The sequence below is a fragment of the Pseudomonas sp. LH1G9 genome, assembly GCF_002949975.1.
Lineage (GTDB): Bacteria > Pseudomonadota > Gammaproteobacteria > Pseudomonadales > Pseudomonadaceae > Aquipseudomonas > Aquipseudomonas veronii.
In genome coordinates this window covers 2683298-2708718 of sequence record NZ_CP026880.1, presented here as the reverse complement: position 1 = coordinate 2708718, position 25421 = coordinate 2683298, and the positions used below count along the sequence as shown (strand labels likewise).

Sequence of the window (25421 nt, the reverse complement as noted above, 5' to 3'; positions counted from 1 at the left end):
GTGGTGCCCTTGCTCATGTGCGTTCCTTCTGCCGTTGGGCGAAGGCCGCCTTGCCGACGCCTTGCAGCACGGCATCGTTCTGCGGGGTGTGGACGCGGCTGCACAACACGTCGCGGTAGTGGCGCTGCAGCGGGCTGTGGCGGGACAGGCCGGGGTTGCCCGAGGCTTCGATCGCCAGCTCCACGGCGCGGATCGCGTTGCCGGTCACCAGGTACTTCAACTGCGCCGCATTGCCGGCCGGGGTATGCCCTTCGGCGGCGGCGTCGAGCAGGCTGCGGTTGGCAAACAGCAGGGTGTCGATATGCCCGACGGTTTCCTGGAAACGCGGCAATGTCGCCAGCGCGGCGCCGAGGTTGGACGGCTGGCGCGTTTGCAGCCAGTTCACCAGCCAATCGCGCGCGGCCTGGGCCACGGCGTCATACACCGACGACAGCAGCACTGACATCCACAGCAACCCCTCGGCATCCAGTTCCGGCTGCGGTGCGCTCCAGGGGCTGACGCTGACGGCGTGGTCGAGCGGCACCAGCACGTTGTCGAACACCACGTCATGGCTACAGGTAGCGCGCATGCCCAGGTGGTCCCAGCTGTCGATGATGCTTATGCCGGGGCTGTTTTTGGGGACCAGCCAGGCGCCTACCAGCGGGTCGGCATCGTCACTGCGCGCCCACACGCTGAACCAGCTCAGGCCGTGGCTGCCGGTGGAGTAGAGCTTGCGCCCGCTGATGCGCCAGCCTTCAGGGCTGCGCACTGCGGTGGTCGCCGGCAGGCCGCCGCGGGCGGGGGTGCCGAGGTCCGGCTCGACGCGCAGCGCGTTGATCAACGCACCGTGGCGTACCGCGTCTTCGGCGACTTTTACACGCAGGTGCGCGGGCCAGGTTTTGCTGTCTTGCAGGCGCGTGTGTTGCAGGTACTGCATCACCAGGATCAGCGCGGTAGAGGGTTCGCCCTTGGCAATCGCGCTGATGGCTTTGCGTGCCTGGGCCAGGCTGGCGCCGCCGCCACCGAGGGCCTTGGGCACGGTGAGGGCGAGCAGGCCGTGTTCATGCAGCCGTTTGAAGTTGGCGTGGGGGAAGGCGCCGCTCTCGTCGAAAAGCTGAGCGCTGCCGGCCAGTTCGGCGCTGAGACGGTCGAGCAGGGCGTCGAAGTTGGCGACTTCCACGGCGCGCAAGGACGGTGGCGAGGATGACGTCATGATGCATGGACTCGGTCAGAAATCGGGGCGCGGGCTGGCTCCCCGTTGTGGAAGGATTCGCTCATGCCAATGCCTCCTGCTGTGCTTCGACCTCGGCGGCGACGCTGTAGCGGTTGGCCGGTACGTGCAGGCCGAGGTTGTCGCGCAGGGTCTGGCCGCTGTATTCGCTGCGGAACAGGCCGCGCTGTTGCAGCAATGGCACCACCCGTTCGGTGAAGTATTGCAAGCCATCGGGCAGCACCGAATTGACGATGAAACCATCGCTGGCGCCGGTCTCGAACCAGGTCTGGATCGTATCGGCGACGTGCTCCGGGGTGCCGACAAAATCACGCTTGGGCCGCGAGAAATGCAAGGCCACTTCGCGCAGGGTCAGGCCTTTGTCCCGGGCCAGTTGCTTGATGTGGTCGGAGCCGCCTTTCTGGCTGTTGGAACCCAGCTCGCCCAGCTCGGGGAACGGTTCGTCCAGCGGGTACTGGCTGAAGTCGTGGTCGTTGAACGGGCGACCGAGGGCGACAATCGCATCTTCCACGGTCACCAGGTCCACTGCCTGCTGATAGCGGCGTTCCACTTCGGCGGCGTCGCGGCCGACAATCGGGCGGATACCCGGCAGGATCGACAGGCTGTCGGCGTCGCGGCCGAAGCCTGTGGCGCGGCGTTTGAGGTCTTGGGTGTAGGCCAGGCCATCTTCGATGCTGTCGACATGCACAAAGATCGCATCAGCATGCTCGGCGGCGAAGTTGCGCCCGTCCTCCGAGGTGCCCGCCTGGAAAATCGCCGGCTGGCCCTGGCGCGAACGGGCGATGTTGAGTGGGCCTTTCACCGAGAAAAACTCGCCCTGGTGATTCAGCGTGTGCAGCTTGTGCGGGGTGAAGAACTCACCGCTTTGCTTGTTGTAGGTAAAGGCGTCGTCCTCCCAGGAGTCCCACAACCCCTTGACCACATTCAGGTGTTCCCTGGCGATGCGGTAGCGCACCGCATGTGGCGGGTGCTCGGCCTTGCCGAAGTTGTCGGCGGTGCCGCTCAGCCACGAGGTGACCACGTTCCAACCGGCGCGGCCGCCGCTGATGTGGTCCAGCGAGGCGAACTGGCGCGCGACCTGGTAGGGCTCGGTGTAGCTGACGGTGACGGTGGCGACCAGACCGATGTGCGTGGTCAACGCGGCCAGGGCCGAGAGGATGGTCAGCGGTTCGAACCGGTTGAGGTAATGCGGGCTGGATTTGGCATGGATGTGCAGGCTGTCGGCGATGAACACGAAGTCGAACTTGGCGGTTTCGGCCAGTTCAGTCTGCTGTTTGTAGAACGCAAAATTCGTACTGGCATTCGGTTGCGCCTGTGGGTGGCGCCATTCGCCCCAGCCGTGGCCGACACCGTGGACCATGGCACCGAGTTTCAATTGACGTGGCTTGCTCATGTTCTGCTCCTGTTAACGCGATGCTTGGTTTTGGGGGGCACGCTTGGCGTTAAAGCTCTTGTCGAAACCCAGCGACACGTCGATGTGCCGGGGCAGCAGGCCTTCTTGTTGGTAGGTGTCGGCGGTCGCTTGCAGGCCGCTGATCACGGCGTCGTCAATCAGCACCGGGGTCAGGTGGGTTTCTTTGGCCACGGCCACATGCACAGCCAGCGGCAGCCCGGTGATTTTGCTCTGGGCGGCGGCGTACTCGTTGGGGTGCGTATTGGCCCAGGCGTAGGCGCGGTCGACGCGTGCGACAAAGTCGTCGAGCTGCGCGCGTTTTTCGCTGATGGCCTGGCTGGTTGCCGCGAGGTACAGGTGGTTGCTCAACAGCGTGTTGCCGCTGGCCACGATCCGCGCCTGGCTTTGTGAGGTGACCACAGTGGTGTAGGGGTCCCAGGTCGACCAGGCATCGGCGCTGCCATTGTCCAGCACCAGGCGCGATTCGCTGGGCAGCAGGAAAATGAACTGCACGTCCTGGGTGGTCAGGCCGGCGCTGGCCAGGGCCTTGATCGCCAGGTAATGCCCGATGGAGCCTCGGCCTGTCACGATGCGCTTGCCTTTGAGGTCCGCCACGGTCTTGATGGGTGAGTCCTTCGGCACCAGCAGGGCGGTGGTGCTACGCCCGTCGGCGTGGATGATGCTGACCACCTTGAGCGCCGCACCGGCACCGAGGGCGAACACATACGGTGCATCGCCCAACGCACCGATATCCACGGCGCCGGCATTCAAGGCTTCACCCAGCGGCGAGGCGGACGGGAATTCCGCCCACTGGATTTCATAGGGCACATTCTTGGCTTCGCCGGAGACTTCCAGCAGCGCCTTGATCGTCGATTTCTGATTGGCCACCCGCAGCGGTTGCAGGTCGGCGGCATGGGCGCCGGTGCTCAGGCCGAAGGCCAGTGCGGTGCCCAGGAGCAGGCGTTTGAACGGGAAGGCAAAGACCATGGGATACAGGCTCCAGGCAGATCAAGAAAGGGTTCGGCTACCTCCGCCTGGAGAAGGGGTCGGTGAGGGGTTAACGTTATCCCCATAAAAACCTGCTGTGAAGTTCTTTTTGGTTATATGGTAATTATTAAAATAACTGATTATCTGGTTTATGATTATTCCTTTGATGCATTTAGTTTGGCTGCTGATTCGGAGTATTCCTACGAGCGCATCGGAAAGTCTCACCTGAGCAAGGCAACCACCGCGTGATTTGATCCGGGTCTTTTTCAAACACGGATCGTTGCGCATGACTGACACGCCTTGGGCTGCCCGCGAGGGCGATGCGCTTCTGCACAGTTCCATGCTGGCCGACGTGTTAGGCGGCGTCCTGGAGATTGCCGCCAATGTGGCCGTGACCGCATTGGCGACAGCGGCGGTGGTTGCGGCGGCGGGTGTCACCGTGGCGACTGGCGGCCTCGGCTGCGTTGTACTCGGCGCCGTGGTGGGTGCGGTGGTCGGCGTCGGCATGAGCAAATCCGGCGCGGATAAAGGCCTTTCACGATTATGTGAGTATTTTGCCAATGCCCTGTTTCCTCCCGTCATCGACGCCTTCATCAGCAGCGGTTCGCCCAACGTATTCATCAACGGCAAACCCGCGGCGCGGGCGGCTGGCAAGATCTCGGATGTAATCGCGGCGCCAGAGGGTGAGCCTACTTATCTGGATATCGCTGAAGGCTTTTTCTCTCAGCTATGGCGCCCGACAGTCGCTACGCCAGCCTTGGGCGCCGTGCCTTGTCCTGGCGATAAAGTCGACTGCGATAAACACCCGCCGATGCCAGAGCAGTACATGGCCGAGGGTTCCAGTCGCGTATTTATCAACGGCCAGCCCGCCGTGCGCAGTGGGGATCGCAGCACCTGCGAGGCCAAGGTTGGGACGGCGCAGGTTTCGCCGAATGTAATCATCGGCGGCGCCCCGGTCGTCGTCCGCGAAATCCGCAGCGGCAAGACGCCCGGTGTCGGGCTGGCGGTGACGGCGCTGCTGACCTTGCGCGGCGGTGGCGCGAAGTTTTTCAGCAAGCTGCCGTGCATGGCGGTGAGCGGGCTGGTGTCGTGGGGCAGCAGCCAGGTGAGCAATGCCATTACCTCGGCGGTCGCCGGTTCGCCCAACCCGGTACACAGTGCCACGGGCGCGAAAATTCTCGACGGTGAAGACGACTTGGACTTCACCCTGCCTGGCCTGTTGCCGATCGAGTGGCAGCGCTACTACAGCAGTCGGGACGAACGCCGCGATGGCCTGTTCGGCGCCGGTTGGAGTGTGATCTACGAGGTTTTCGTCGAAATGCAGGGGCTTGCTGAGTGCGGCGAGCGCCTGATCTACACCGACGAGCAGGCCCGGCAGATTGACATGGGCGTCATCCCCCTGGGCGGTGCGGTGTTCAGCGCAGGCGAAGGCCTGAGCGTGCGGCGCCATGCCAACGGGCAGGTGCTGATCGAGAGCGTCGATGGGCTCTACAGGTTGTTTGAGCCGGCGCCAGGCAACCCGTTGCACCTGCGGCTGAGCCAGTTGGGGGACCGCAATGACAACCGCATCCTCCTCGACTACGACGCCCAAGGTCGCCTGAGCCAATTACGCGATTCCTTCAATGATGTACGAATTGAACTGGGCTACAGCCGTCAATGGACCGGGCGCGTGGAACAGATCGAACGGCTGTTCCCGGATCAAAGCCGCGAAGTGTTAGCCAGCTATCACTACGATGCCGCTGGCGACCTGGCCGAAGTTCGCGATGCTGCCGGGCATGTGCAGCGCCGCTTTGCCTACGACAGCGGCCAGCGCATGGTCGAGCACCAACGGCCCACCGGACTGCGTTGCTATTACCAATGGGCCTGTGTGGACGACGCCGAATGGCGCGTAGTCCGACACTGGACCGACGAAGGCGACGACTACCAGTTCGACTAGGACCTACACGCCGGAACCACGCGGATTACCGATGGCTTGCAACGGGTCAGCACCCGTCGGTGGAATGCCCAGTACCAGATCACCGAGTACACCGACAACCTCGGTCAAACCTGGCAATTCGACTGGAATGACCAGCGCCAGTTGCTCGGCGCCACCGCCCCTCAGGGCGGTCAGTGGACGTTCGGTTACGACGAGTCCGGCAACCTGTGCGAGACGCAAGATCCGCTGGGGCGGATCGAATCCACCGTGTGGCTGGAGCATTGGTCGCTGCCGTTGGTGGAAACCGATGCAGCCGGACAGGTTTGGCAATACCGGTACGACCCGCGCGGCAACTGCGTCAGCGAAATCGATCCCCTTGGTCAGACAACGCGCTATCGATACGACCGCTTTGGCCAAGCAGTGGAAATCATCGACGCCACCGGCAAAAGTAAAAAGCTGCGCTGGAACCCGTTCGGGCAACTGGTCGAGCATGTCGATTGCTCGGGCTACCCCACGCGCTTTCGCTACGACGAGCGAGGCTATTTGCAGGTCATCACCGACGCCCTCGGCGAACGCACTCAATTTGGCTACAACGCTCAAGGACGCTTGCTCAGCAGCCAACTGCCGGACGGGCGCACCGAGCAGTATCAGCGCGATGCCAGCGGTCAGTTGGTGGGCTATACCGACCCCGCCGGTCACACCACGCTCTACCAGCACAACCGTCGCGGCCAGGTACGCCAGCGCACCGACGCCCATGGACGACAGGTGCAATTCGGGTATGACAGCTACGGGCGGCTGCAAGCGCTGGTCAACGAGAACGGCGAAAGCTATCGGTTCGCGTGGGATGCCGGGGATCGGCTGACCCAACAACAAGACCTCGACGGCAGCGCCAAGCGCTACACCTATGACCTGCTGGATAACATCACGGCGGTGAGCGCCGTTGCGGCGACTTATGGCAATGACTTGGCGATAGTTCCCGAGGAGCCACCGGCCCCCATCATTCATCGGCTGGAGCGCGATGCGGTTGGGCGGTTGATTGCCAAGACCACCGACGATGGCCGCACCGACTACAGCTACGATGCGGTGGACCAGCTAACCGCCGTCACCTTCACCGACTTGCAGGGCAATACCCAGGCTCTTGGTTTCGCTTACGACGTCCTTGGCCAGTTGCTTGCCGAACAGAGTTCGGCGGGCAATCTGCACCACCACTACGACGAACTCGGCAACCTGATCCAGACGCAACTACCGGACGGCCGCTGGCTCAATCGCCTGTACTACGGCAGCGGCCACCTGCACCAGATCAACCTCGACGGCCAGGTCATCAGCGACTTCGAGCGCGACCGCCTGCACCGCGAAGTGCTGCGCACCCAAGGCCAACTCAGCACCCGCAGCGAATACGACCGCAGCGGCCGCCTGCGCGCACGCCAGCGCCGCCACGCCAGCCAGCCCTCGTTGATGCCGGCGGCCACACAAAAACACTTCGAGTACGACCCCGCCGACAACCTGATCGGCAAACTCGACCAGCAACCCGTAGCGCAACATCGCCAACTGCTGCACTACGACGCCACCGGCCGCATCATCGCCAGCCAGGACAACCTGCACGGCCAGCGCGAAACCTTCGCCTACGACGCCGCCGCCAACCTGCTCGACGGCCCGCAAACCTCTGGCGGCTTGGTGCGCCATAACCGATTGCTGACCTATCAGGACAAGCGTTACCGTTACGACGGCTTTGGCCGAATGATCGAAAAGCGCAGCGCTGCGCGAGGTGTGCAGCATTTTGCCTACGACGCCGAAAGTCGGCTGATAGAAGTACGCAGCCAGAAAAACGGGCGAGAAACGGTCGTGAACATGACCTACGACCCGCTCGGTCGACGCATAACTAAAACCGAACACGACAGCCGGGGTTATGCGCTGGGAGAAACCCGATTCACCTGGGATGGCCTGCGTCTGTTGCAGGAGCATAAACACAGCCAGACCAGCCTTTACGTCTACGCAGACGAAGGCTACGAACCCTTAGCGCGAGTCGACGGCATCGGCCCGCTGCAAAAAATCCGCTACTACCACAACGACCTCAACGGCTTGCCGGAACAATTGACCGAAGGCGACGGGCATAACGTCTGGCGCGCGACTTATCGGGTGTGGGGCAATACGCTGGAGGAGGTGCGTGAGCCTTATTACATCGAAGAACAGAACCTGCGGTTTCAGGGGCAGTATCTGGATCGGGAGACGGGGCTGCATTTCAATACGTTCAGGTTTTATGATCCCGATGTGGGGCGGTTTACGACGCCTGATCCGATTGGGTTGATGGGTGGGGTTAACTTATACGTATATGCACCAAACCCTTTTGGATATGTCGACCCTATAGGATTAAACTGTGGCTCATCGAAGGGTTTTTCCAGGAAATCTACGATAGCCAAACGCTGGATTGATAAGTTGACAGGCAAGAAATCTGCTGACCTTGATGGCTATCTAAGCACTCGTGGCTGGACTAAAAGTTATCCTCAAGCTGGCAGACCTGATGCCATTCAGCACGTTCAATTTTCTCGAACTACAAAATCCGGGTCCATATATAAGCTGGATTATCACCCGGGTGGAAATAAAAGCCAAAAAAATATTCACGGTAACGACTACTGGAAGATTTATAAAGTAAATAAATCGGGGGAAGATGTGGTTTTTGGCCGAATCGGTCACGGGGGATTTAAAAATTACGATTTAATCAAAGATTCTCCAGTCTATGTCGATGGCGCACTAATGAACGGGAGTTTATAAATGATTGACTTCAATGCTGAAATAAAATCCGGGGAGTCTCTCGCAAACATTGTACTCGATAGCAATGTTTCTATTTACCTTAAAGAGCTGTATGAGTACCATGAGGTCGTAGTTAAAAACTATACTTTGCCTGATAGCGAAATCAGGACGGCTTATTGGGTGGATAATACAATAACTATTACTACCAAGGCTGACGGTGCTATATGTTCGCTGGGTTGCAATAAGAACTACAAGGGTACGTACCGGAAAACATTCAGGACTGGCATGTTTTTTTATGAAATAGCTGAGCTATCAAAAAGACAACGCATTTTCAATGGCTCCCTCATCCTAGAGGACGACTTCGGTATTTCATACGTAATACCTTCACCTTTCGATGAAATTGCCGACAGTATTCAAGATATCCCCGCAAATCTAAAATTAGATGAAATCTATATTTCTGATTTTTCCTCATGGGTAAAATAGTGTGTACGATCTGCCAGGTAAATTATCGACTTCTAGGGGGCGGTTTACGACGCCGGATCCGATTGGCTTGGCGGGGGGCTAAATCTATACCAATTCGCGCCTAACCCGATTGAATGGGTAGACCCTCTCGGGTTAACTTGCATTAAAGCCCTTAATGGAGGGAAAAACATTTCTAAAAAGTGGGCGAGCAAGCTTTTCGGCAAAACGCCTCAGCAAGTTGAAATGTCGTTATTGAAAAAAGGCTATACCAAAAGTATCACAAATTTTAACACCAACAAGACTCAGCAGACGCAGTTTACTAGGATCACAAAATCCGGAAACAAAGATGTCCCGGACTACCATCCGGGTATTGTAAGGTGTACCGAAATGGGGAAGTCCAAGGACGCGTAGCCCCAACAGATTTTGTAAAATACGAAAAAATTGTCGATAGCCCAGTTTTTTTAGGCAGGGCATTAGTGAACGCTCCGAAATAGAGGTGGTTATGAATTTGACTAACGCAATGGTATCAAAAGTTTCGAACGGTGGAATAACCATTGGAGAAAGCATTGCACAAGTACAAGCACGTCTGTCAGATAAGTACAAAACCCATAACAGCCCCAATTCGTTCACCATCGACAACGGGTTTGTTGCTGCGTATCAGGTGTATGATTTTTAGACTCAATATCCATCAGTACACACCTAATCCATTCATGTGGATTGACCCCTGGGGTCTTGAAACCTGCTATCAGAAGAGAACGAAAAGTGAAATCAAGAAGATGCGTGCCAACCTTGGAAAAAAGGCGGAGCTAAGGAAAAGTATCTGAAGAAAGTGGCAAAAGATCCAAAATTGCTTAAAAAACATGGCCGGGCAGAGGTAGATAGAATGACAAAAGGCCAAGTCCCTGATGGCTTTGACGTGCATCATAAAAATCCGAATTGATATTACTGCCAACTCGATATCGCCCAAGCCAATCTACTACTGACAGGCAGAGCAACCCACCATGACCTATCGACTCAACGAACTGCAATTCACGCTGCCCACTGATGATGTCCAAGACTCATCCATCAACATTCTGAAATTCGCCGACCTGAGCACTTCATTGATCATCACCCGTGCCGTGCTCGCTGATGGAGAAACCCTGCGCAGTAACTTTACAGAGCAACTGAAAAAGCTTGAGCAGCAGGTTCAGGAACTACGCTACCAACCACTGCAAAATGTTCGCGTCGGTGCCAGGCAAGATGTTGACGCCCTCGAGGTCCACAACCAGTTCAGCAGAGGTGGCGAACGCATTTATCAGTATCAGTTAGGGCTGATCGTACCTGGCACTCGCCAACTGCTTGCCCTGAGTTACATCAAGGCCCAGCCCATGGGCGATCTCGAAAACGCGCAGTGGACGGGCCTGAAAAACACACTGGTGCTTAACTAACAACCTACAAGCCGTTCTTCCATGTCGACGCACATTTGGCGGCTCGCCCGGACATCAACGTCGACGGCGCGTCATCAGCGATTTCGAATGCGGCCGCGTCTGCCTATGCACACGCAGCCAGCGTAGCCCGCGCTGATGGCAGACTCAGATCACATAAAACCCATGTGTCCCATCCCGAGCCAATTGCTCCACCAGCCCAAACTCCCAATCCAGATAGGCCTGCATGGCTTCCTTGGGATTGTCGGTGCCTTCATACGGCCGGCGGTAGCGGTCGATGCGCGGCGAGGCCAGGCGGGTTTCACCTGCTTCCAGCGGCAGTTGGGCGGCGATCCAGCCGGCGGTGCCGTCTTGCAGCAGGAACACGTGTTTGCCGGTGAGGGCTTCGACTTCGGCCACGGCCAGGCGCGCCAGTTGGCTGCTGCCGCAGGTCAGGACGTAGCGCTCGGCGTTCGGCACCTTGGCCAGAGCTTGCGGCAGTTGCGCGCGCAGGGCCCACCAGGCGCCGGGGATGTGGCGCTTGACGTAGTTGGCGCTGGCGGTGAAGTCCAGCACCACGGTGTCGCCATGGGCCTGCCACTCGGCCAGGGTTTGCGGGCTGATCAGTTCGGCCTGGGGCGCGGCGGGCACCGGGGCGACCCAGGCGCCGGTTTCACTGAAGTGTGCCGGTTGCAGGTCATCCAGCACATGCACTTCCCAGCCCAGTTGGGCCAGCCAGGACGCAGACATATTCGCCCGCACGCCATCGTCATCGGCCAGCACCAATCGCGCACCGCGCACGCTGGCGACATGGTCGGTTTCCTGGACCAGTTGGCCGCCCGGGGTGGAACGGGCGCCGGGCAGGTGGCCGGTGTCGAATTCTTCCGGGGTGCGTACATCGAACAGGTAGGTGGTGCGCGTCGTGTCCTGTTGCCAGCGTTGCAGGTCGGCCAGGCTTGCGCGGCCGACGCGGGCGCGGTCGGCCACTCGGCGTGCATCCTGGGCGGCGAGTTGGCGGTGGGCTTCGCCGGTCGGCGCAAAGCGGCGCGACTGGTCGTGGGCGAGTGTCTGCCCGGCCAGGGTCCAGCCGATGGTGCCATTGCGCAGGGCCGACACGGGGTTGGCTACGCCGGCATTGATCAGCGACTGGGTGCCGATAATGCTGCGGGTGCGTCCGGCGCAGTTGACGATGATGCGGGTGGCCGGGTCGGGCGCCAGCTCACGGGCGCGCAACAACAGCTCGGCGCCGGGCACGCTGATGCCGGTGGGGATGCTCATGGTCTGGTATTCGTCGAAGCGGCGGGCGTCGAGCACCACCACATCGGCCTGGCTGTCGAGCAGGGCCTGCACCTCTTCGGCAGCCAGGGACGGCGTGTGGCGCTCACTCTCCACCAGCTCGCCGAAGGCCTTGCTCGGCACGTTGACGTCGATAAACAGCTCGCCACCGGCGTTGCGCCAACCGTCCAGGCCGCCCTCCAACAGGCTGACTGCGGTGTAGCCCAGCGCAACCAGGCGTTCGGCGGCGCGGCTGGCGAGCCCTTCGCCGTTGTCGTAGACCGTCACCTGGGTATTGCGCCGCGGGATGCGCGAGTACACCTCCAGTTCCAGCTTGGACAGCGGGATGTTCGCGGCGAACAGCGGGTGGGATTCGGCAAACGGCGCTTCTTCGCGCACGTCCACCAGGGCGACTTCTTCGCGGTCCAACAGAGCCTGGCGAATCTGGGCAAAGCTGCGGTGCGATACGGTGCTCATAGGGCAGGGCTCTTTTCTTTGGACAAGTCCCAGATGTTCGGGAGAAAGGCGTTGGAATAACCGGAGATAAACAGCTTCTCGCTGCCGTCAGGCTGGTACACCGCGCGGCGCACGGCACCGATATTGGCGCCGTACACATGAATGCTGATCGACACCTGATCGGGGTGAGCATTGCTTACCTGATGGATATCGCCGACCTTGGGCGACACGGCCTCGACCTGGCCCGGCACCAGTTGGATCGGCTGGCCCGCGGCGACCAGGCGCCCGTCGGTGGCGCGCGCGAAGCCTTGGGAGAATTCCGAACCGCGCAGCATGCCGATCAGGCCCCAGACCCGATGGTCATGAATCGGCGTGCTTTGCCCCGGCCCCCATACGAAACTGACGATGCTGAAGCGCTGGCGCGAATCGGCATGCAGCAAAAATTGCTGGTAGCGCTCGGGGTCGGGTTGGGCGTATTCGTCGGGGAGCCAGTCGTCATGGCTGACCAGTTGCGCGAGCAGCTTGCCGCCACGGTGCAACAGGTCGCCTTCGCGTGGATTAGCGTCGATCAATTCCGCCAGGGCGCCTATGAAGGCCCTGAGTCTTTCGGGGTGCTTGGCCTGGGTCATGACACTTCCATCGGCTACTGTTGATCGGTTTATCTAAGCATAATGTTTGTAGTTAATATGCTATTTTTTAATGATTAGCTTATAGCTGAAGGTGATTTAGAACCGCTCTGCATCGTGTTAGACGTTATCGAACACAGCCCGGGCTATCCAGAAAACGTGCCTGCAACTATGCTTCGCACACATCTTAATGACTGTTTTCTATGTGCGGCCCAAATGAAAATTGACGATATCGATGCTTTTGTCGAAGTGATTCGGTGCCAGTCCATCAGCCATGCTGCCGAGTCGTTGCAACTGACCCAGCCGGCCATCACCCGCCGTGTGCAGAACTTCGAGCAGGCGTTGGGCGTGGAGCTGTTCGACCGCAACACCAAGCCCCTCAAGCCTACGCTGATCGGCACGCGCGTCTATGAGCAGTGCCGACTGATCCTGCGTGAGATGGACGCCCTGCGCGAACTGGTGGCCACCGATGCGCCGCCCACCGGGCTGTTGCGCCTCGGTGTGCCGCAAACCATCGGCGACGTGGTGCTGCTCGATGCGCTCAAGCACCTGCGCACCGAATACCCTGACCTGCGCGCCCAGGTCGCCACCGGCTGGGGCAGCCAATTGGTCGGCAAGATCGAACGCGGCGAGCTGGATGCGGCGGCGGCGTTGTTCCCGGCGGGCAAGATTTTCCCGGACAACGTGGTGGGGGAATCCATCGGCAAGATGGAGTTGGTGGTGGTCTGCGCCAAGGCACAGTTGCCGAAGAAACCGTGCAAGCTGGCCGATGTGTACCAGAACGGCTGGATCCTCAACCCGGACGGCTGCGGCTTCCGTGCCGGCTTGCAACGCACCTTGTCCGATCAGGGCCTGGCGTTGCGGGTGAACCTGGAAACCTTCGGCACCGAGCTGCAACTGGGCCTGGTGGCGGACGGCCTGGGACTGGGCTTGGTGCCGCGCCCGTTGCTGGAGCGTAGCGCCCACCGTGAGCAACTGGCAGTGATGCCGCTCAAGGACTTCAAGCCGGTGATGAACCTGTGGCTGATCTACCCGCACTTCCTCGGTAACCTGCAAGGGCCGGTGGATGCGTTCGGCAAGTGGGTGGCGGACGCCTTGCACAAGATCCGCAACGCCGCTTGACCCCTGTGGGCGTGTAGGGGCGCGGGCGGCAAGGGCTTTAACCTGACCGTAGATAACGTTGTGTTTTCCCTGGGCCTGAGGTCTGATGGGCGCGGAAAATTGCTGGGTCAGGTGGGTCACTCATGCGCGAAGAACTCGCACACTATGGCGGTATTACCGTCATGATTCCGGCCGCGCTGGTCATCGCTGTGTGGCTGCGCTATTCGTCGCCGCGGGCGCTCAAGGGATGGCTCATCACCGTCGCTTGCACTTATTCAATCGTGGCGTTCAGCAAGTTGCTGTTCAAGGGCTGGGGCGTTTCGTTTCAACACCTTGATATTGCCGTGCTCAGTGGCCACGCCATGAACACATGCCTGGTGGTCACCGTGGCAATGAGTTTGGTGGCGCGCCAGTTCAACCCGGCCTTGCGCTGGCCCGCGGCGCTCGCCGGATTGATCGCCACCGGTTGGTTCAGTGCTTATTGTGTCGCGCCGTACATCCACCCTCTGAACGAGGCGCTGGCGGGCGGGTTATTGGGCGCGGTGGCCGCGCTGACGTTCTTGTGGCGAATAGATGTCGCGCAGGTCAATGTGTCGCCATCGCTGATCGGCGCTGGGGCAGTGGTCGTGTTATTGAGTGCGCTGGTGCCCAAGTACAACGCCGAGAACCTGCTTAACCATGTCGCCGTCAGCGTCTCCGGGGCGTCACGCGCCCATCAGGAGCCCGCGTGGCGCGTCGGCTCCGGGCCGATCAAGGCGCAATGAGTGGCGGCGTGTCTTGAACGGGCATACCGGTTGATGGGCGTCCCTCGGTGCTGAAGATGTTCGCCAGCAGCTCGTCGGTCTTGGTTTGCATGAAATGGCGGTCGCCACGGCTCTCTACGCACAGGCAGACGGACAGGGCATTACTGACTTGCAACTTGAAGCGCCAGTCGGCGAAGACCATGGACAGCCCGGAACCGGATTCGTCGAAGTCTAAAGAGTTGCTGGCATATAACATGTGCATTCGCTCAACCACCGTTGTCGAGTTGTCGACATTGACATGAATGTTTCCCGAAGACGGGAACAGGCCAATACGCTCTACCAGTAACTTTGAACTTTTCATGGCCGTGCCTCGTTGCTGTGCTCGGTGGGCACTTTATTATGAAGAGGCGCAAAAGTAAGGGAATGTTATTTTTAGTCGGTCAATAGGCGATTATGTTATTTATTGTCCGGCTGAAGAGATGGTCGAAACTTATTGCCTGTGAACATAATTGCCTGGCTTGTTTCAGGGTGCTATTGGCTGGCGTTGATGTTATTTATTCTTTGCTTTGGCTCATGAGTACTTTGCGGCGCGTGGGAGATGGCGGTGTTTAATAAGATTTTGATTGTGTGTGTCGGCAATATTTGTCGCAGCCCCATGGCGGAAAATTTACTGCGTGCCGCACTTGCTTCCAGTGATATACAGGTGAGTTCGGCGGGGTTGGCGGCGCTGCATCAACACCCGCTGGAAGCCACGGCTTCGCGGGTACTGGAAGAACACGGGCATGCTTTTCAGCCCCACCAGGCACGGCAATTGACGAGCGGGGCGGTGAGTGAAGCGGACCTGATTCTTGTGATGGAACAGTGGCAGATCGAGGAGGTGCTCAAACTCGCGCCGGTGGCTCGGGGTAAAGTATTCCTGCTGGGCAAGTGGCAGTGCAATAGAGAAATCAAAGACCCTTACCGCCAAGGCAAACCGGCATTTCTACAAGCGTATGGCTTGATTGAAGAAGCGACGGGTGCGTGGGCGCAGTTGTTGGCGGGTTGAGGTTGTTTGAATGTTATTTAAGGTCGGACATGATCGCTTGAACCCTCTACTGGAATATTGGGAAAGTGACTCGTGAATTGAGCGTCAAGTGTTGAGAAAATTGTGTTGTCAGGCTCTAGTGAGCGTTTGTGTGTCGAGTATAGCCGTTGTACGTGCATGGAGCCGGGCGTCTTGCACCCTGTGCCATTCCTAGACTATCTGTAAGAAAAAGAACTGACTTATGCAATCAGCAACTGCGGTAACTTCACACCATTCGGATGACACTGATTTAGACTTTATGGCGCTGGTGGGTACTCTACTGGATCATAAATGGCTGATCGGTGGAATCAGTATTGCCTTTATGGCCCTTGGCGCGGCCTATTCGGTATTGACGCCGCCGATCTATCAAGCGACCGCGTTAGTTCAGGTCGAACCGAAGAAGGGCGACATGCTGGGCTTCTCGGATGTCGGCAGCCTGCTCGGTAAAGAATCGCCGACGGTGACCGAAATCGAACTCATCCGCTCGCGGATCACCATCGGGACCGCCGTCGATAACCTGAACCTGGACCTTGACGTCAAACCCAAGCGTTTTCCATTGCTGGGGGGCTTTGTTGCCCGTCGTTTCAAGCCCACCGAACAGGAGGCAGTGGCTGCACCGTGGTTGGGGTTGAGCAGCTTCGCCTGGGGTGGTGAGGAGCTGAAGTTTTCCGAGCTGCGCCTTCCCACCAAACTGCTGGGCCAGGAGCTGACGTTGACCGCCGGCAATGGCGGCAGCTTCACGCTGTCGGACCAGGACGAGGCTGTTTTGCTTGAGGGCCAAGTGGGGCGCGCCTACGACAGCAATGGCATCAAGCTGCGTGTCGAACAGCTTCGGGCCAACCCCGGCACCACTTTCAGCGTGGTCCGTTCACCGCGCCTGAGCACCATTTTGCGCTATCAGAAATTGCTGGATGTGGCTGAACGCGGCAAGGAATCGGGGATTATCGGGCTGGCCCTGGAAAGCCCGCGACCTGCCGACGCGATTCAAGTGCTCAATGAGGTCGCACGCATCTATGTGCGGCAAAACATTGACCGCACCTCGGCAGAAGCCGCGCAAAGCCTGGCGTTTCTCAAGGGCCAGTTGCCGCAAGTGCGCAAGGATGTCGAGCAGGCGGAAGCGGCGTTGAATCAATTTCAGATCCGCAACAAGACCATCGATATCAGCCTGGAAGCGAAAGCCATCCTGGATCAGATCGTCGCGTTGGATGCCAGCATCTCCGAACTCAAGATGCAGCAGGCGGAAATAGAGCGCAAGTTCACCCCTCAGCATCCCGTGTACCGGGCGTTACTGACTCAATTGGCAGAGCTGACCGATCGCCAGAATGAGTTGGCCAAGAAGGTCGAGAGCCTGCCCACCACCCAGCAGGAACTGCTGAGCCTGACCCGCGATTTGAAGGTCAGCACCGAGATCTACACGCTGCTGCTGAACAAGTATCAAGAGTTGGACGTGATGCGCGCCGGCACCGTGGGCAATGTGCGGCTCATCGATACCGCCGATGTCGATTTGCGAAGCCCGGTCAGGCCGCAGAAAGCGCTGATTATCGTGATTGCGACACTGCTCGGTGCCTTTATCGCGATCGCATTGGTGATGTTCCGCAAAGCGCTCAACCGCGGTGTTACCAACCCGAATGACCTGGAAAAGCTCGGCTTGCCGGTCTATGCCGCGATCCCGTTCAGCACGATACAAAAAGAGCTGGATCAAAAAACCTTTCGTAAAGACCGGGTCGGTGGCGCACGACTGTTGGCCATGACTCACCCCTCGGACCCAGCGATCGAAGGCTTGCGCAGCCTGCGTACCAGCTTGCATTTCGCCATGCTGGAAGCCGCTAACAATCGCCTGATGATCTCCGGGCCGAGCCCGCAGGTCGGCAAGACATTTGTTTCGGCGAACCTGGCGGCGGTGGTTGCCCATTCAGGGCAGCGGGTGTTGTTGGTCGACGTGGACATGCGCAAAGGCTACTTGCACAAGGTCTTCGGCGTATCGGTTGAAAACGGCTTGTCTGACGTGCTGGCCAAAAACTGCGAACTCACGGCAGCCATCCACCACACGGCCGTGGACAACCTCCACTTCCTCGGGCGAGGGCAAGTGCCGCCGAACCCCTCTGAATTATTGATGCACGCCAATTTCAGCGCGTTCCTCGAACAGGTCAGCGCGCTGTATGACCTGGTGATTCTGGATACCCCGCCGTTTCTCGCGGTGACGGACGCAACCATCGTAGGGCGTCAGTCGGGCACCAACCTGATCGTGGCTCGCTTCGAGGTGAACTCCGTGCGTGAAGTGGAGTTGACGATGCGTCGCTATCAGCAAAGTGGCATCGAGCTCAAAGGCGCGATTTTCAATGGCATCGAAAAACGCTCATCCGCCAAATACGGCTATGGCGCCTACAGCTATTACAACTACGACTACAAGTCAGACAGCGTTTGATCTTGCGCTACCGGCAATCGACGTCCAACGAGCAGCCTTTTTACCACTGGCCGCAGGTTCAAAGAGAAACGCTATGAAAGTTACAGTTTTTGGCATCGGTTATGTCGGCCTGGTCCAGGCCGCGGTACTTGCTGACGTCGGTCACGACGTGCTTTGCATCGACATCGACGTTTCGAAGGTCGAACGTCTCAATCAGGGGCATATTCCGATCTATGAACCTGGCCTGGAGGCCCTGGTCAGGGATAACCGTGCTGCTGGTCGCCTGAACTTCACCGCCGATGGCGTGGCTGCGGTCAAGCATGGCGAAGTGCAGTTTATCGCCGTGGGTACGCCTCCCGACGAAGACGGTTCCGCGGACCTCAAGTACGTGCTGGCGGTGGCTGAAACCATCGGTCTGCATATGGACGCGGCGCTGACGATCATCGACAAATCCACCGTCCCGGTGGGCACGGCCGATAAGGTCTGCGCGCGTATCGCGGCCATGCTGGCTCAGCGCGACCGCAGCGATTTGAGCTTCGAGGTGGTGTCCAACCCGGAGTTTCTCAAGGAAGGCTGTGCGGTTGCCGATTGCACACGGCCAGACCGCATTGTCATCGGCACGGCCAGTCCACAGGCCGAAGCGGTCATGCGCGAGCTGTACGCGCCGTTCAATCGCAATCACGACCGAATCATCGTGATGGATGTACGCAGCGCTGAGCTGACGAAGTACGCAGCCAACTGCCTGCTCGCCACCAAGATCAGTTTCATGAACGAGATGGCCAACCTGGCCGAGCGCTTGGGCGCCGATATCGAGATGGTTCGCCAGGGGATCGGCTCCGACCCGCGCATCGGCTATCAGTTTCTTTACGCGGGCGTCGGTTACGGCGGCTCGTGCTTCCCCAAAGATGTCCAGGCGTTGATCCAGACCGCCGACGGCATCGACTTCGATGCCACGCTGCTCAAGGCCGTGGAACGGCGTAATGCCGAACAGAAACAGACGCTGTTCAACAAGCTTTCCAGTCGCTTCAACGGCGAGCTGGCGGGTAAGACCTTTGCGCTCTGGGGGCTGAGTTTCAAACCCAACACCGATGACATGCGCGAAGCACCCAGCCGGGTGCTGATGGAGGCCTTGTGGCGCGCGGGCGCCAAGGTGCAGGCCTATGACCCGGAAGCCATGGAAGAAACCCAGCGCATTTATGGCGACCGCGACGACTTGCGCTTGTGCGGCACCCAGGAGGCAGCCCTCAAAGGTGCGGATGCATTGATGATCGTCACCGAGTGGCAGGCATTCAAGGCGCCGGATTTCAACGTGATCAAACGGCAACTCAAACAGCCGTTGATTTTTGACGGACGCAACCTGTTCGACCCCGGCAGCGTGCTGAAGAAAGGCATTGAGTACATTTCCATTGGGCGACCTCTCAATACGGTATAGGTCTTCCCATGAGTGTGTTTAAAAGAGTCGTCAACGGCATTGGCGCCAACTCGTTTGGTCAGGTGGTCAATCTGCTGATCCAACTGGTGAGTGTCCCGGTCCTGATCGCCAGTTGGGGGTTTGGCGCCTACAGCGAATGGGTCGTGCTGTCCGCGATCCCCACCTACCTGGCGTTGTCCGACCTGGGGGTTACCACCGCCGCCTCGAGCAAGGTGGTGATATGGCATGAGCGAGGCCGGTTGAAGGTTGCCAGTGCGGTCTACAGCACCAGCTTTGCGTTTTTACTGTTGGTGGGGGTTAGCGTGTTATTGCTGGCTGTTGGCTCTCTGGCGTTTTTCGACCTGTTCAGCCTGCTCAATCTCAAGTCCATCCGGAGCGGCGATGGGGTGTTGATCCTCTCGGCGTTGACTGGGTATTCGTTGTTGTGCCTGCTGACCAACATGGTTTCGATACGTTACCGCGCATCCAAGGCGCTGCCTTTGTCGTCCTTCATCATGAATGTGATCAGGATGCTGGAATGGTCGGCCGCCTTACTGTGCGCGTATCTCACCCATAGCCTGGTTGCCACCAGCCTGGCGCTGTTGATCGTCCGTTCGAGCGGAATTGTGGTCAAGAATCTGCTGGCCGACCGGCTGGGCATCAGCTTGCGCTTCGATCCTTCGGTGGTCGGGAAGCGGGCGTTCATCACCTTGATCAGACCCTCGCTGGCGTCTTTGGCCTTTCCGATCGGGCTGGCGCTGAATGTTCAAGGGCTGACGATTTTGTTGTCGATACTGCTGTCACCGGCCCATGCCGCGATATTCGGTCTTTACCGAACGATCTCAAGGGTGTTGGTGCAGTTTTCCACGGTGGTGAATCAGTCGATCTGGCCGGAAATCTCTTATGCATTCTCCGTCGGTGACAACCAGTTGGTCAGGAAAATGATTCGTTATGCGCTGAGGTTTTCACTGCCCATTGCCTGTGTGATGGGTGCGCTGATCGTGGTATTCGGCGGGTCGATATTCGATGTCTGGTCGGGCAGAAAGGCGGATTACTCGGCAACCGTCATGCTGGTACTGATTGTCGGCGCACTGACGCATGTGGCGTGGCAGGTGTACTGGGTGGCCATGATGGCAACCGCTTCCTACTCGGCGTTTGCAGTGGTGTTCATGTTGGTGTCGATGGTCAGTGTGCTCGCGGTTTTTTGCCTGGCTCAAGACTTCGGACTGCTGGGTGTCTGTTATGTGCTGGTGGCCACGGAAGGGGTGTTGTTCTGCTTTGCCAAACGCGGGTTTTATCGTCTTGAACAGAGGATGGCCCGTGTTAATTAATTACCTGTTCCAGCACCGGCTGAGGGTGAGCCCGTTCAAGCTCGCCGGGTTGAAATACCTGGCCAAGCGTGCGCTGCTGCTCAGCCGATTGCTCCAGGCCAACCACCGCCAGTGCCGGCTGCGCCGACAGGGCGCGACCATCGGTGCGCTGGTGATGATCAACGATGCGGAGTTTGAAGGCGCCGTTGGCCGTTTCAGCATCGGCGCGGGCAGTTTTATCGGCAAGCGCACGTTTATCCAATTGCACGCCCCCGTGAAGGTTGGCGGGCATGTTGCGATCAATGACGGTGTGCGAATCCTGACGGGCACGCACGGCGTGGACGATCCCGCTTGGCGGTTGAAGGTCGCGCCGGTGGTGATTGGCGATTACGCGTGGATTGCCACGGGCGCGATCATCTTGCCGGGGGTGACCATCGGTGAAGGCGCCGTGGTCGGTGCGGGCAGTGTCGTTGCCCGCGATGTAGCGCCTTTCACGATCGTCGCGGGTAACCCGGCGGTCGCGATCAAACGTCGCGCCGAGTGCGCGTTCACCTATAGCCCGGTCAGGTCGAGTGCCGTGGTTGAAGCCTGGATGGGTAAATAAGATGATCCTGGTCGCTCATCCGGTGGGTAATCAAAACGTTCGCGCGCTGTTGGGTGCGTTGAATCAACGGCGCTTGCTGCATTCGTTCCATAGCTCGCTGGCGTTGCATAAAGACTCTTGGCTTTGCCGTCTTCCGGTCGTTGGCAAAGAGTGCCTGCGGCGCACGTTCGACATGGTCGACGGCGCGTTGCTGCACAGCTACCCGCGCTACGATGTGCCTCGCGTGCTCTGTGACAAGTTGAAGTGGTACAGCCTTACGCAGCGCAACATCGGGATGTTCTGCCCGGAAAATGTGTACGAACACATTGATCGGGCCAGCGCGCAGTTCTTGTACAACACCGTGCGCAAACCCAGCCAGGTGTACGGTTATGACGGCAAGTGCAAGGCCCTGTTCACCGCCGCCAAGGCGGTTGGCGGGATCACGCTCAATTATGAGGCGGCCTTCGGCTCCATTTCCTACGCGTGCGGGATGCTGGACCATGAGCGTGAAGCGAACCCCGCGTGGCGGGCGAGCATTCCCAACCTCAGCGAAACCACCATTCGCAAGCAGACCGCCGAACTGGCGTTGGCGGATCGGATCATCGTGGCCAGCACGTTTGCCAAACGCACTCTGGGTGAATCCGGCATCGCCCACCAAAAAGTTGCGGTGACCCCCTATGGCGCACCCGCACCGATGGTCCACAAAGAGGTGAATGTCCGGGCCGGGGGGCCGCTCAAAGTGATTTTTGTCGGTGCGCTGACCCAGCAGAAGGGCATCTCGTATTTTTTCGAGGCGCTGAAGATCGCCTCGGGCAGCGTTGCCCTGGATGTCACCGTCATCGGTGCCGACTATGCCAATGGGCGTAACCAGGCGCTCAATAGCGAGCTGAAGAAGTATCGCTGGCTCAGCTCGGCGCCCCACGATCAGGTCATCCGCCAATTGCTGGCGGCCGACGTGCTGGTCTTGCCTTCACTCGCCGAAGCGTTCGGCCTGGTGGTGGGCGAGGCACTGTCCACGGGGACGGCGGTCATCGTTTCGCAGAATTGTGGCGCGGCGGATTTGATCATCGACGGTTTCAACGGGTATGTGGTGCCGATCCGTTCCGCCGAGGCCATTGCTGCCCGTCTGGTCGAGCTGGCCGATGACAGTGAAAAACTCAGTGCGCTGAAGCACAACGCGGTGTTCTCGGCAGGTAGGACGACCTGGGACACCTACGCCAAGGAGGTGCTGGATGCAATCCTTGGCCAACCCTGAGCTGTCCAGCCTGAAGGAGCGTTACAGAAAGCGCGTGGTCAGTGCGTTTGTCCTGATCTATCTGTTCATTTTGTTTGAAGGGGTTTTGCGCAAGTGGCTGCTGCCGGGCCTGAGCTCGGCCATCTATTTCATCAAGGATCCGATCGTTCTCTATATCTATTGGTACGCGTTCAGGTTCGGCTTTTTTTCCAAGAACCTGCTGTCGGCGTACTTCGTCATGTTGTTGGTGGTGTTCTTTGTTCTGGTCTCCGCATTTTTGTTGAGCAGCCCTGAAGGGCTGGTCATCTACGGCTATGGCGTCAGGAACTACTTGCTGTATTTCCCCCTGATATTCGTTGCCGGAAAAACCCTGCAGTTGGCCGATGTCTACCGTTTTGCCCGGATCACGCTGTTTGCGGCGATTCCCATCAGCGTGCTGGTGGTCATGCAGTATTCGTCTGGACCGCAAGCCTTCGTCAATAAAGGCATTGGGGACGATGACTTCATTTTCATGATCGCTGACGGGGTTGTCCGGCCGTATGGGACGTTCACGTTCACCGCCGGGCACGTTGTTTACGTGTCTGCCTGCTTTGCTTTCCTGGTGGCGGCGATTTTCGACCGGGCCTTGTTCCGCGCAGTGTTTGCCGGGCGATACCTGTTGTTCCCGGTGTCGGCCATCTCGGTGGCGGTGATGTGTTTCTTGACCGGATCGCGGGCCATCTATGCGTATGCCGCCATCGTGCTGTTGGCGGCCTTGATGGTCGCCTTGATCAAGAAATCGCAAAGAAACCTGTTGTCGCTGTTTTTCCTGGTGGCGGCACTGTTTGTCAGCCTGCTGATTTTCATGTCGTCCGACAGTTACCAGATTCTCGTCGAACGCAACCGGAGTGCCGTCGCCAGTGAAGGTTCGCCGGTGACCCGGGCATTCTCCAGTCTGTATGCGTTCACTCGCGTGATCGACGATGCACCGCTCTGGGGACACGGCATCGGCTCGGGTACGAATGCCGCCTCGGCGATATTGCGCGCGGGGCGCGAGCAAGGCGCGGGGTTTTTGCTGGCCGAAGATGAATGGTCGCGGATCATCCTGGAACTGGGCCTTCCCATCGGGGCGCTCTTTATCCTGTTCAGGATCTTCTTGCTGATCTGGTTACTGCTCAAAGCCTATAAAGCGCTGATCAGGCAGGGCACCGGCGTTCCATTGCTGCTGTGCGGTTTCCTGGCGCCGATTTTATTCAATGGGGTCATGACCATGCAGGGCACGTTTCTGGCCTTTGGCGTGTTCTACGCCTGCCTGATTCTTGCCGCTTGCAAGAAGACTTGAATCAATTCAACGGATGAGCGGACAGCACTTGAAGTTATTAAGAATCATCTCTTCGGTTAAACCGGAAAAGGGCGGCCCCATCAACGCTGCCCGCGAAATCGACAAGATTCTCCAGCAGAACGGGCATCTCGTGGATGTCTTGACGCTGGATGCGGACTTCGCCGTCGACTACCCGGGAACCGTTCACTTCATGGGGCCGAGCCTGTTTGGGTATGGCGTAAACGCCAGGATCCGCCAATGGCTGGAACAACACGCCAGTGACTACGATTTTTTTATCGTCAACGGTTTGTGGCAGTACCACGGGTTTATTGCGCGCCAGGTCCTGCACAAGTTGGGGCGGCCTTACATCGTTTATACCCATGGCATGCTCGACCCCTGGTTCAAGCACGCATATCCGCTCAAGCATTTGAAGAAATGGCTGTACTGGCCATGGGGTGAATACCGCGTATTGAGGGATGCCCAGCGCGTGGTGTTTACCAGTGAAGAAGAGAAAATCCGTGCGCGCGAGTCATTTTGGCTGTACCGCGCCAAAGAGACGGTCACCGCCTATGGCACCGCCAGCCCACCTGCGGGCGGTGCAGCGCTGGCGCAGCGCTTTGTTGATGAGCATCCGGTGTTGAAGGGCAAACGGGTGCTGTTGTTCCTGAGCCGCATCCACGAAAAAAAGGGCTGCGACCACCTGCTGCAAGCCTTTGCCCAAGTGGCTGGCGAAGACGAACGCTTGCACCTGGTCATGGCCGGGCCCGATCAAGGCGGCTGGGTGCAGGCGCTGCAGGCGCAGGCCGTGGAACTGGGGATCGCCGACCGCGTGACGTGGCCGGGCATGTTGCAGGGCGCCGCGAAATGGGGCGCCTTTTACGCCGCCGAGGTGTTTTGCCTGCCGTCCCATCAGGAGAATTTCGGCGTGGTCGTGGCGGAGGCGCTGGCCTGCGGCAAACCGGTGCTGATCAGCAACAAGGTCAACATCTGGCGCGAAATCGAAGCCGACGCGGTTGGCTTTGTGAGCGACGACACGGTGCTGGGCGCCGTGCATAACCTGCGCCGTTGGTTGCGGCTCGACCCGCAGCAGTATGCGGACATGTCCGGGCGCGCCCGCCGCTGTTTTACCGAGCGCTTTCATATCCAACGCGGCGCGCAGCGTTTGCTGGAGATCGTGCGGGAGTGCCTTGCATGATTCTCCAAGGCAATGATCCGTATCGCGCCGCTTCATTTTCATTGTCCCATCGGTTGCGGCGGCAGCTGTGGAACACGGTCTATGTGCTGCTATTCCGTACCAGCCCGCGTCCCTTTCATGGGTGGAGGGCGTTTCTGTTGAGGCTGTTCGGCGCGCGCCTGGGCAAGGGTGTGCATGTTTATCCGCGGGCCAAAGTGTGGGCGCCGTGGAATCTCGAGCTGGGTGACCATGTCGGTATTGCCGATGACACCAATATTTACAACATGGCGCTGATTTCTATCGGGCGTTACAGCGTGATTTCCCAGGGCGCGCATTTGTGCGGCGGGTCGCATGACTACAACAGTCGCAACTTTCAACTCTACGCCAAACCGATCGTGCTCGGAGAGCACGTATGGGTGTGTGCCGATGCCTTTATCACGCTGGGCGTGTGTATTGCCGATGGCGTCGTAGTGGGCGCCCGCGCGCTCGTCATCAAAAACATCGCGCAAGCGTGGACCGTGCATGCCGGGCATCCGACCCGGCTTATCGGCCAGCGTACCCAGCATCTGCAAGAGCCTGCACCACGACAAGGGAGTCAAGCCTGATGACCGCACCGCATAACC

General features: G+C 59.0%; 19 protein-coding genes and 2 pseudogenes. 15 read left to right on the top strand and 6 right to left on the bottom strand.

The window, feature by feature from the left end:
* Window positions 1–13: 13 nt before the first annotated feature.
* From C5F70_RS12355 to C5F70_RS12345, 3 genes are all read right to left on the bottom strand, one after another.
* Entirely contained in the window at window positions 14–1192 is a 1179-nt protein-coding gene (locus tag C5F70_RS12355) for an acyl-CoA dehydrogenase family protein (protein ID WP_104903427.1), read from the bottom strand.
* 61 nt (window positions 1193–1253) lie between these two features.
* Window positions 1254–2603 (bottom strand): LLM class flavin-dependent oxidoreductase, encoded by a 1350-nt coding sequence (locus C5F70_RS12350; protein WP_104903426.1) that lies wholly within the window; start codon window positions 2601–2603, stop codon window positions 1254–1256.
* A gap of 12 nt (window positions 2604–2615) precedes the next feature.
* Window positions 2616–3590 carry an ABC transporter substrate-binding protein gene (locus tag C5F70_RS12345; RefSeq protein ID WP_104903425.1) on the bottom strand — a complete coding sequence of 325 codons (975 nt, stop codon included), beginning with the start codon at window positions 3588–3590 and terminating at the stop codon, window positions 2616–2618.
* A 286-nt stretch (window positions 3591–3876) separates the two neighbouring features.
* Here C5F70_RS12345 and C5F70_RS12340 point away from each other — a divergent pair.
* From C5F70_RS12340 to C5F70_RS12325, 4 genes and pseudogenes are all read left to right on the top strand, one after another.
* A pseudogene (locus tag C5F70_RS12340) lies at window positions 3877–8274 on the top strand (RHS repeat-associated core domain-containing protein).
* Entirely contained in the window at window positions 8275–8736 is a 462-nt protein-coding gene (locus C5F70_RS12335; protein ID WP_102618567.1) for a hypothetical protein, read from the top strand. It begins immediately after the preceding pseudogene.
* Between the two features lie 37 nt (window positions 8737–8773).
* A pseudogene (locus C5F70_RS31480) lies at window positions 8774–8913 on the top strand (RHS repeat-associated core domain-containing protein); the annotation flags it as partial.
* 803 nt (window positions 8914–9716) lie between these two features.
* Window positions 9717–10142, top strand: a complete 426-nt coding sequence (locus C5F70_RS12325) for a DcrB-related protein (RefSeq protein WP_046488501.1) — start codon at window positions 9717–9719, stop codon at window positions 10140–10142.
* 144 nt (window positions 10143–10286) lie between these two features.
* On the opposite strand, the gene C5F70_RS12320 is transcribed toward C5F70_RS12325, so the two are convergent.
* Window positions 10287–11870 (bottom strand): rhodanese homology domain-containing protein, encoded by a 1584-nt coding sequence (locus tag C5F70_RS12320; RefSeq protein WP_104903423.1) that lies wholly within the window; start codon window positions 11868–11870, stop codon window positions 10287–10289.
* Entirely contained in the window at window positions 11867–12478 is a 612-nt protein-coding gene (locus C5F70_RS12315) for a cysteine dioxygenase (RefSeq protein ID WP_046383845.1), read from the bottom strand. Before C5F70_RS12315 ends, C5F70_RS12320 begins: the two co-directional genes overlap by 4 nt.
* Before the next feature lie 213 nt (window positions 12479–12691).
* Between C5F70_RS12315 and C5F70_RS12310 the strand changes: the two genes are divergently transcribed.
* A complete protein-coding gene (locus C5F70_RS12310) occupies window positions 12692–13597 on the top strand; it encodes a LysR family transcriptional regulator (RefSeq protein WP_046383844.1) in 906 nt (301 codons plus the stop codon).
* 122 nt (window positions 13598–13719) lie between these two features.
* Entirely contained in the window at window positions 13720–14340 is a 621-nt protein-coding gene (locus tag C5F70_RS12305; protein WP_046383843.1) for a hypothetical protein, read from the top strand.
* On the opposite strand, the gene C5F70_RS12300 is transcribed toward C5F70_RS12305, so the two are convergent.
* Window positions 14327–14680, bottom strand: a complete 354-nt coding sequence (locus tag C5F70_RS12300) for a phosphomannomutase (protein ID WP_232591609.1) — start codon at window positions 14678–14680, stop codon at window positions 14327–14329. The genes C5F70_RS12305 and C5F70_RS12300 overlap by 14 nt on opposite strands.
* Before the next feature lie 243 nt (window positions 14681–14923).
* Between C5F70_RS12300 and C5F70_RS12295 the strand changes: the two genes are divergently transcribed.
* The 9 genes from C5F70_RS12295 (at window position 14924) to C5F70_RS12255 (ending at window position 25403) form a co-directional block, all read left to right on the top strand.
* Entirely contained in the window at window positions 14924–15364 is a 441-nt protein-coding gene (locus C5F70_RS12295) for a low molecular weight protein-tyrosine-phosphatase (RefSeq protein WP_173677819.1), read from the top strand.
* Window positions 15365–15584: 220 nt separating this feature from the next.
* Window positions 15585–17807 (top strand): polysaccharide biosynthesis tyrosine autokinase, encoded by a 2223-nt coding sequence (locus C5F70_RS12290; RefSeq protein ID WP_104903422.1) that lies wholly within the window; start codon window positions 15585–15587, stop codon window positions 17805–17807.
* A 73-nt stretch (window positions 17808–17880) separates the two neighbouring features.
* A complete protein-coding gene (locus tag C5F70_RS12285) occupies window positions 17881–19218 on the top strand; it encodes a UDP-glucose/GDP-mannose dehydrogenase family protein (protein ID WP_104903421.1) in 1338 nt (445 codons plus the stop codon).
* Between the two features lie 8 nt (window positions 19219–19226).
* Window positions 19227–20528 carry a lipopolysaccharide biosynthesis protein gene (locus tag C5F70_RS12280; protein ID WP_104903420.1) on the top strand — a complete coding sequence of 434 codons (1302 nt, stop codon included), beginning with the start codon at window positions 19227–19229 and terminating at the stop codon, window positions 20526–20528.
* On the top strand, window positions 20518–21111 hold the full coding sequence (locus tag C5F70_RS31360) for a DapH/DapD/GlmU-related protein (protein WP_288078433.1): 594 nt from the start codon (window positions 20518–20520) through the stop codon (window positions 21109–21111). The genes C5F70_RS12280 and C5F70_RS31360 overlap by 11 nt, the downstream gene beginning before the upstream one ends.
* A 1-nt stretch (window position 21112) precedes the next feature.
* Window positions 21113–22345, top strand: coding sequence for a glycosyltransferase family 4 protein (locus C5F70_RS12270; RefSeq protein WP_104903419.1), 1233 nt, complete (start codon window positions 21113–21115; stop codon window positions 22343–22345).
* The gene (locus C5F70_RS12265) at window positions 22323–23645 is read left to right on the top strand and encodes an O-antigen ligase (RefSeq protein ID WP_046383837.1); all 1323 of its coding nucleotides are present in this window, start codon (window positions 22323–22325) and stop codon (window positions 23643–23645) included. Before C5F70_RS12270 ends, C5F70_RS12265 begins: the two co-directional genes overlap by 23 nt.
* Before the next feature lie 28 nt (window positions 23646–23673).
* Entirely contained in the window at window positions 23674–24819 is a 1146-nt protein-coding gene (locus C5F70_RS12260) for a glycosyltransferase (RefSeq protein WP_102617947.1), read from the top strand.
* The gene (locus tag C5F70_RS12255; RefSeq protein WP_046383836.1) at window positions 24816–25403 is read left to right on the top strand and encodes an acetyltransferase; all 588 of its coding nucleotides are present in this window, start codon (window positions 24816–24818) and stop codon (window positions 25401–25403) included. Before C5F70_RS12260 ends, C5F70_RS12255 begins: the two co-directional genes overlap by 4 nt.
* Window positions 25404–25421: the final 18 nt, after the last annotated feature.

What these genes read in the sequence shown, in the direction of transcription:
- C5F70_RS12320 (WP_104903423.1), bottom strand. Translation starts at nt 11,870, where the DNA reads ATGAGCACCGTATCGCACCGCAGCTTTGCCCAGATTCGCCAGGCTCTG.
- C5F70_RS12255 (WP_046383836.1), top strand. Translation starts at nt 24,816, where the DNA reads ATGATTCTCCAAGGCAATGATCCGTATCGCGCCGCTTCATTTTCATTG.
- C5F70_RS12265 (WP_046383837.1), top strand. Translation starts at nt 22,323, where the DNA reads ATGCAATCCTTGGCCAACCCTGAGCTGTCCAGCCTGAAGGAGCGTTAC.
- C5F70_RS12280 (WP_104903420.1), top strand. Translation starts at nt 19,227, where the DNA reads ATGAGTGTGTTTAAAAGAGTCGTCAACGGCATTGGCGCCAACTCGTTT.
- C5F70_RS12355 (WP_104903427.1), bottom strand. Translation starts at nt 1,192, where the DNA reads ATGACGTCATCCTCGCCACCGTCCTTGCGCGCCGTGGAAGTCGCCAAC.
- C5F70_RS12285 (WP_104903421.1), top strand. Translation starts at nt 17,881, where the DNA reads ATGAAAGTTACAGTTTTTGGCATCGGTTATGTCGGCCTGGTCCAGGCC.
- C5F70_RS12345 (WP_104903425.1), bottom strand. Translation starts at nt 3,590, where the DNA reads ATGGTCTTTGCCTTCCCGTTCAAACGCCTGCTCCTGGGCACCGCACTG.
- C5F70_RS12305 (WP_046383843.1), top strand. Translation starts at nt 13,720, where the DNA reads ATGCGCGAAGAACTCGCACACTATGGCGGTATTACCGTCATGATTCCG.
- C5F70_RS12335 (WP_102618567.1), top strand. Translation starts at nt 8,275, where the DNA reads ATGATTGACTTCAATGCTGAAATAAAATCCGGGGAGTCTCTCGCAAAC.
- C5F70_RS12350 (WP_104903426.1), bottom strand. Translation starts at nt 2,603, where the DNA reads ATGAGCAAGCCACGTCAATTGAAACTCGGTGCCATGGTCCACGGTGTC.
- C5F70_RS12300 (WP_232591609.1), bottom strand. Translation starts at nt 14,680, where the DNA reads ATGAAAAGTTCAAAGTTACTGGTAGAGCGTATTGGCCTGTTCCCGTCT.
- C5F70_RS12270 (WP_104903419.1), top strand. Translation starts at nt 21,113, where the DNA reads ATGATCCTGGTCGCTCATCCGGTGGGTAATCAAAACGTTCGCGCGCTG.
- C5F70_RS12315 (WP_046383845.1), bottom strand. Translation starts at nt 12,478, where the DNA reads ATGACCCAGGCCAAGCACCCCGAAAGACTCAGGGCCTTCATAGGCGCC.
- C5F70_RS12290 (WP_104903422.1), top strand. Translation starts at nt 15,585, where the DNA reads ATGCAATCAGCAACTGCGGTAACTTCACACCATTCGGATGACACTGAT.
- C5F70_RS12325 (WP_046488501.1), top strand. Translation starts at nt 9,717, where the DNA reads ATGACCTATCGACTCAACGAACTGCAATTCACGCTGCCCACTGATGAT.
- C5F70_RS12310 (WP_046383844.1), top strand. Translation starts at nt 12,692, where the DNA reads ATGAAAATTGACGATATCGATGCTTTTGTCGAAGTGATTCGGTGCCAG.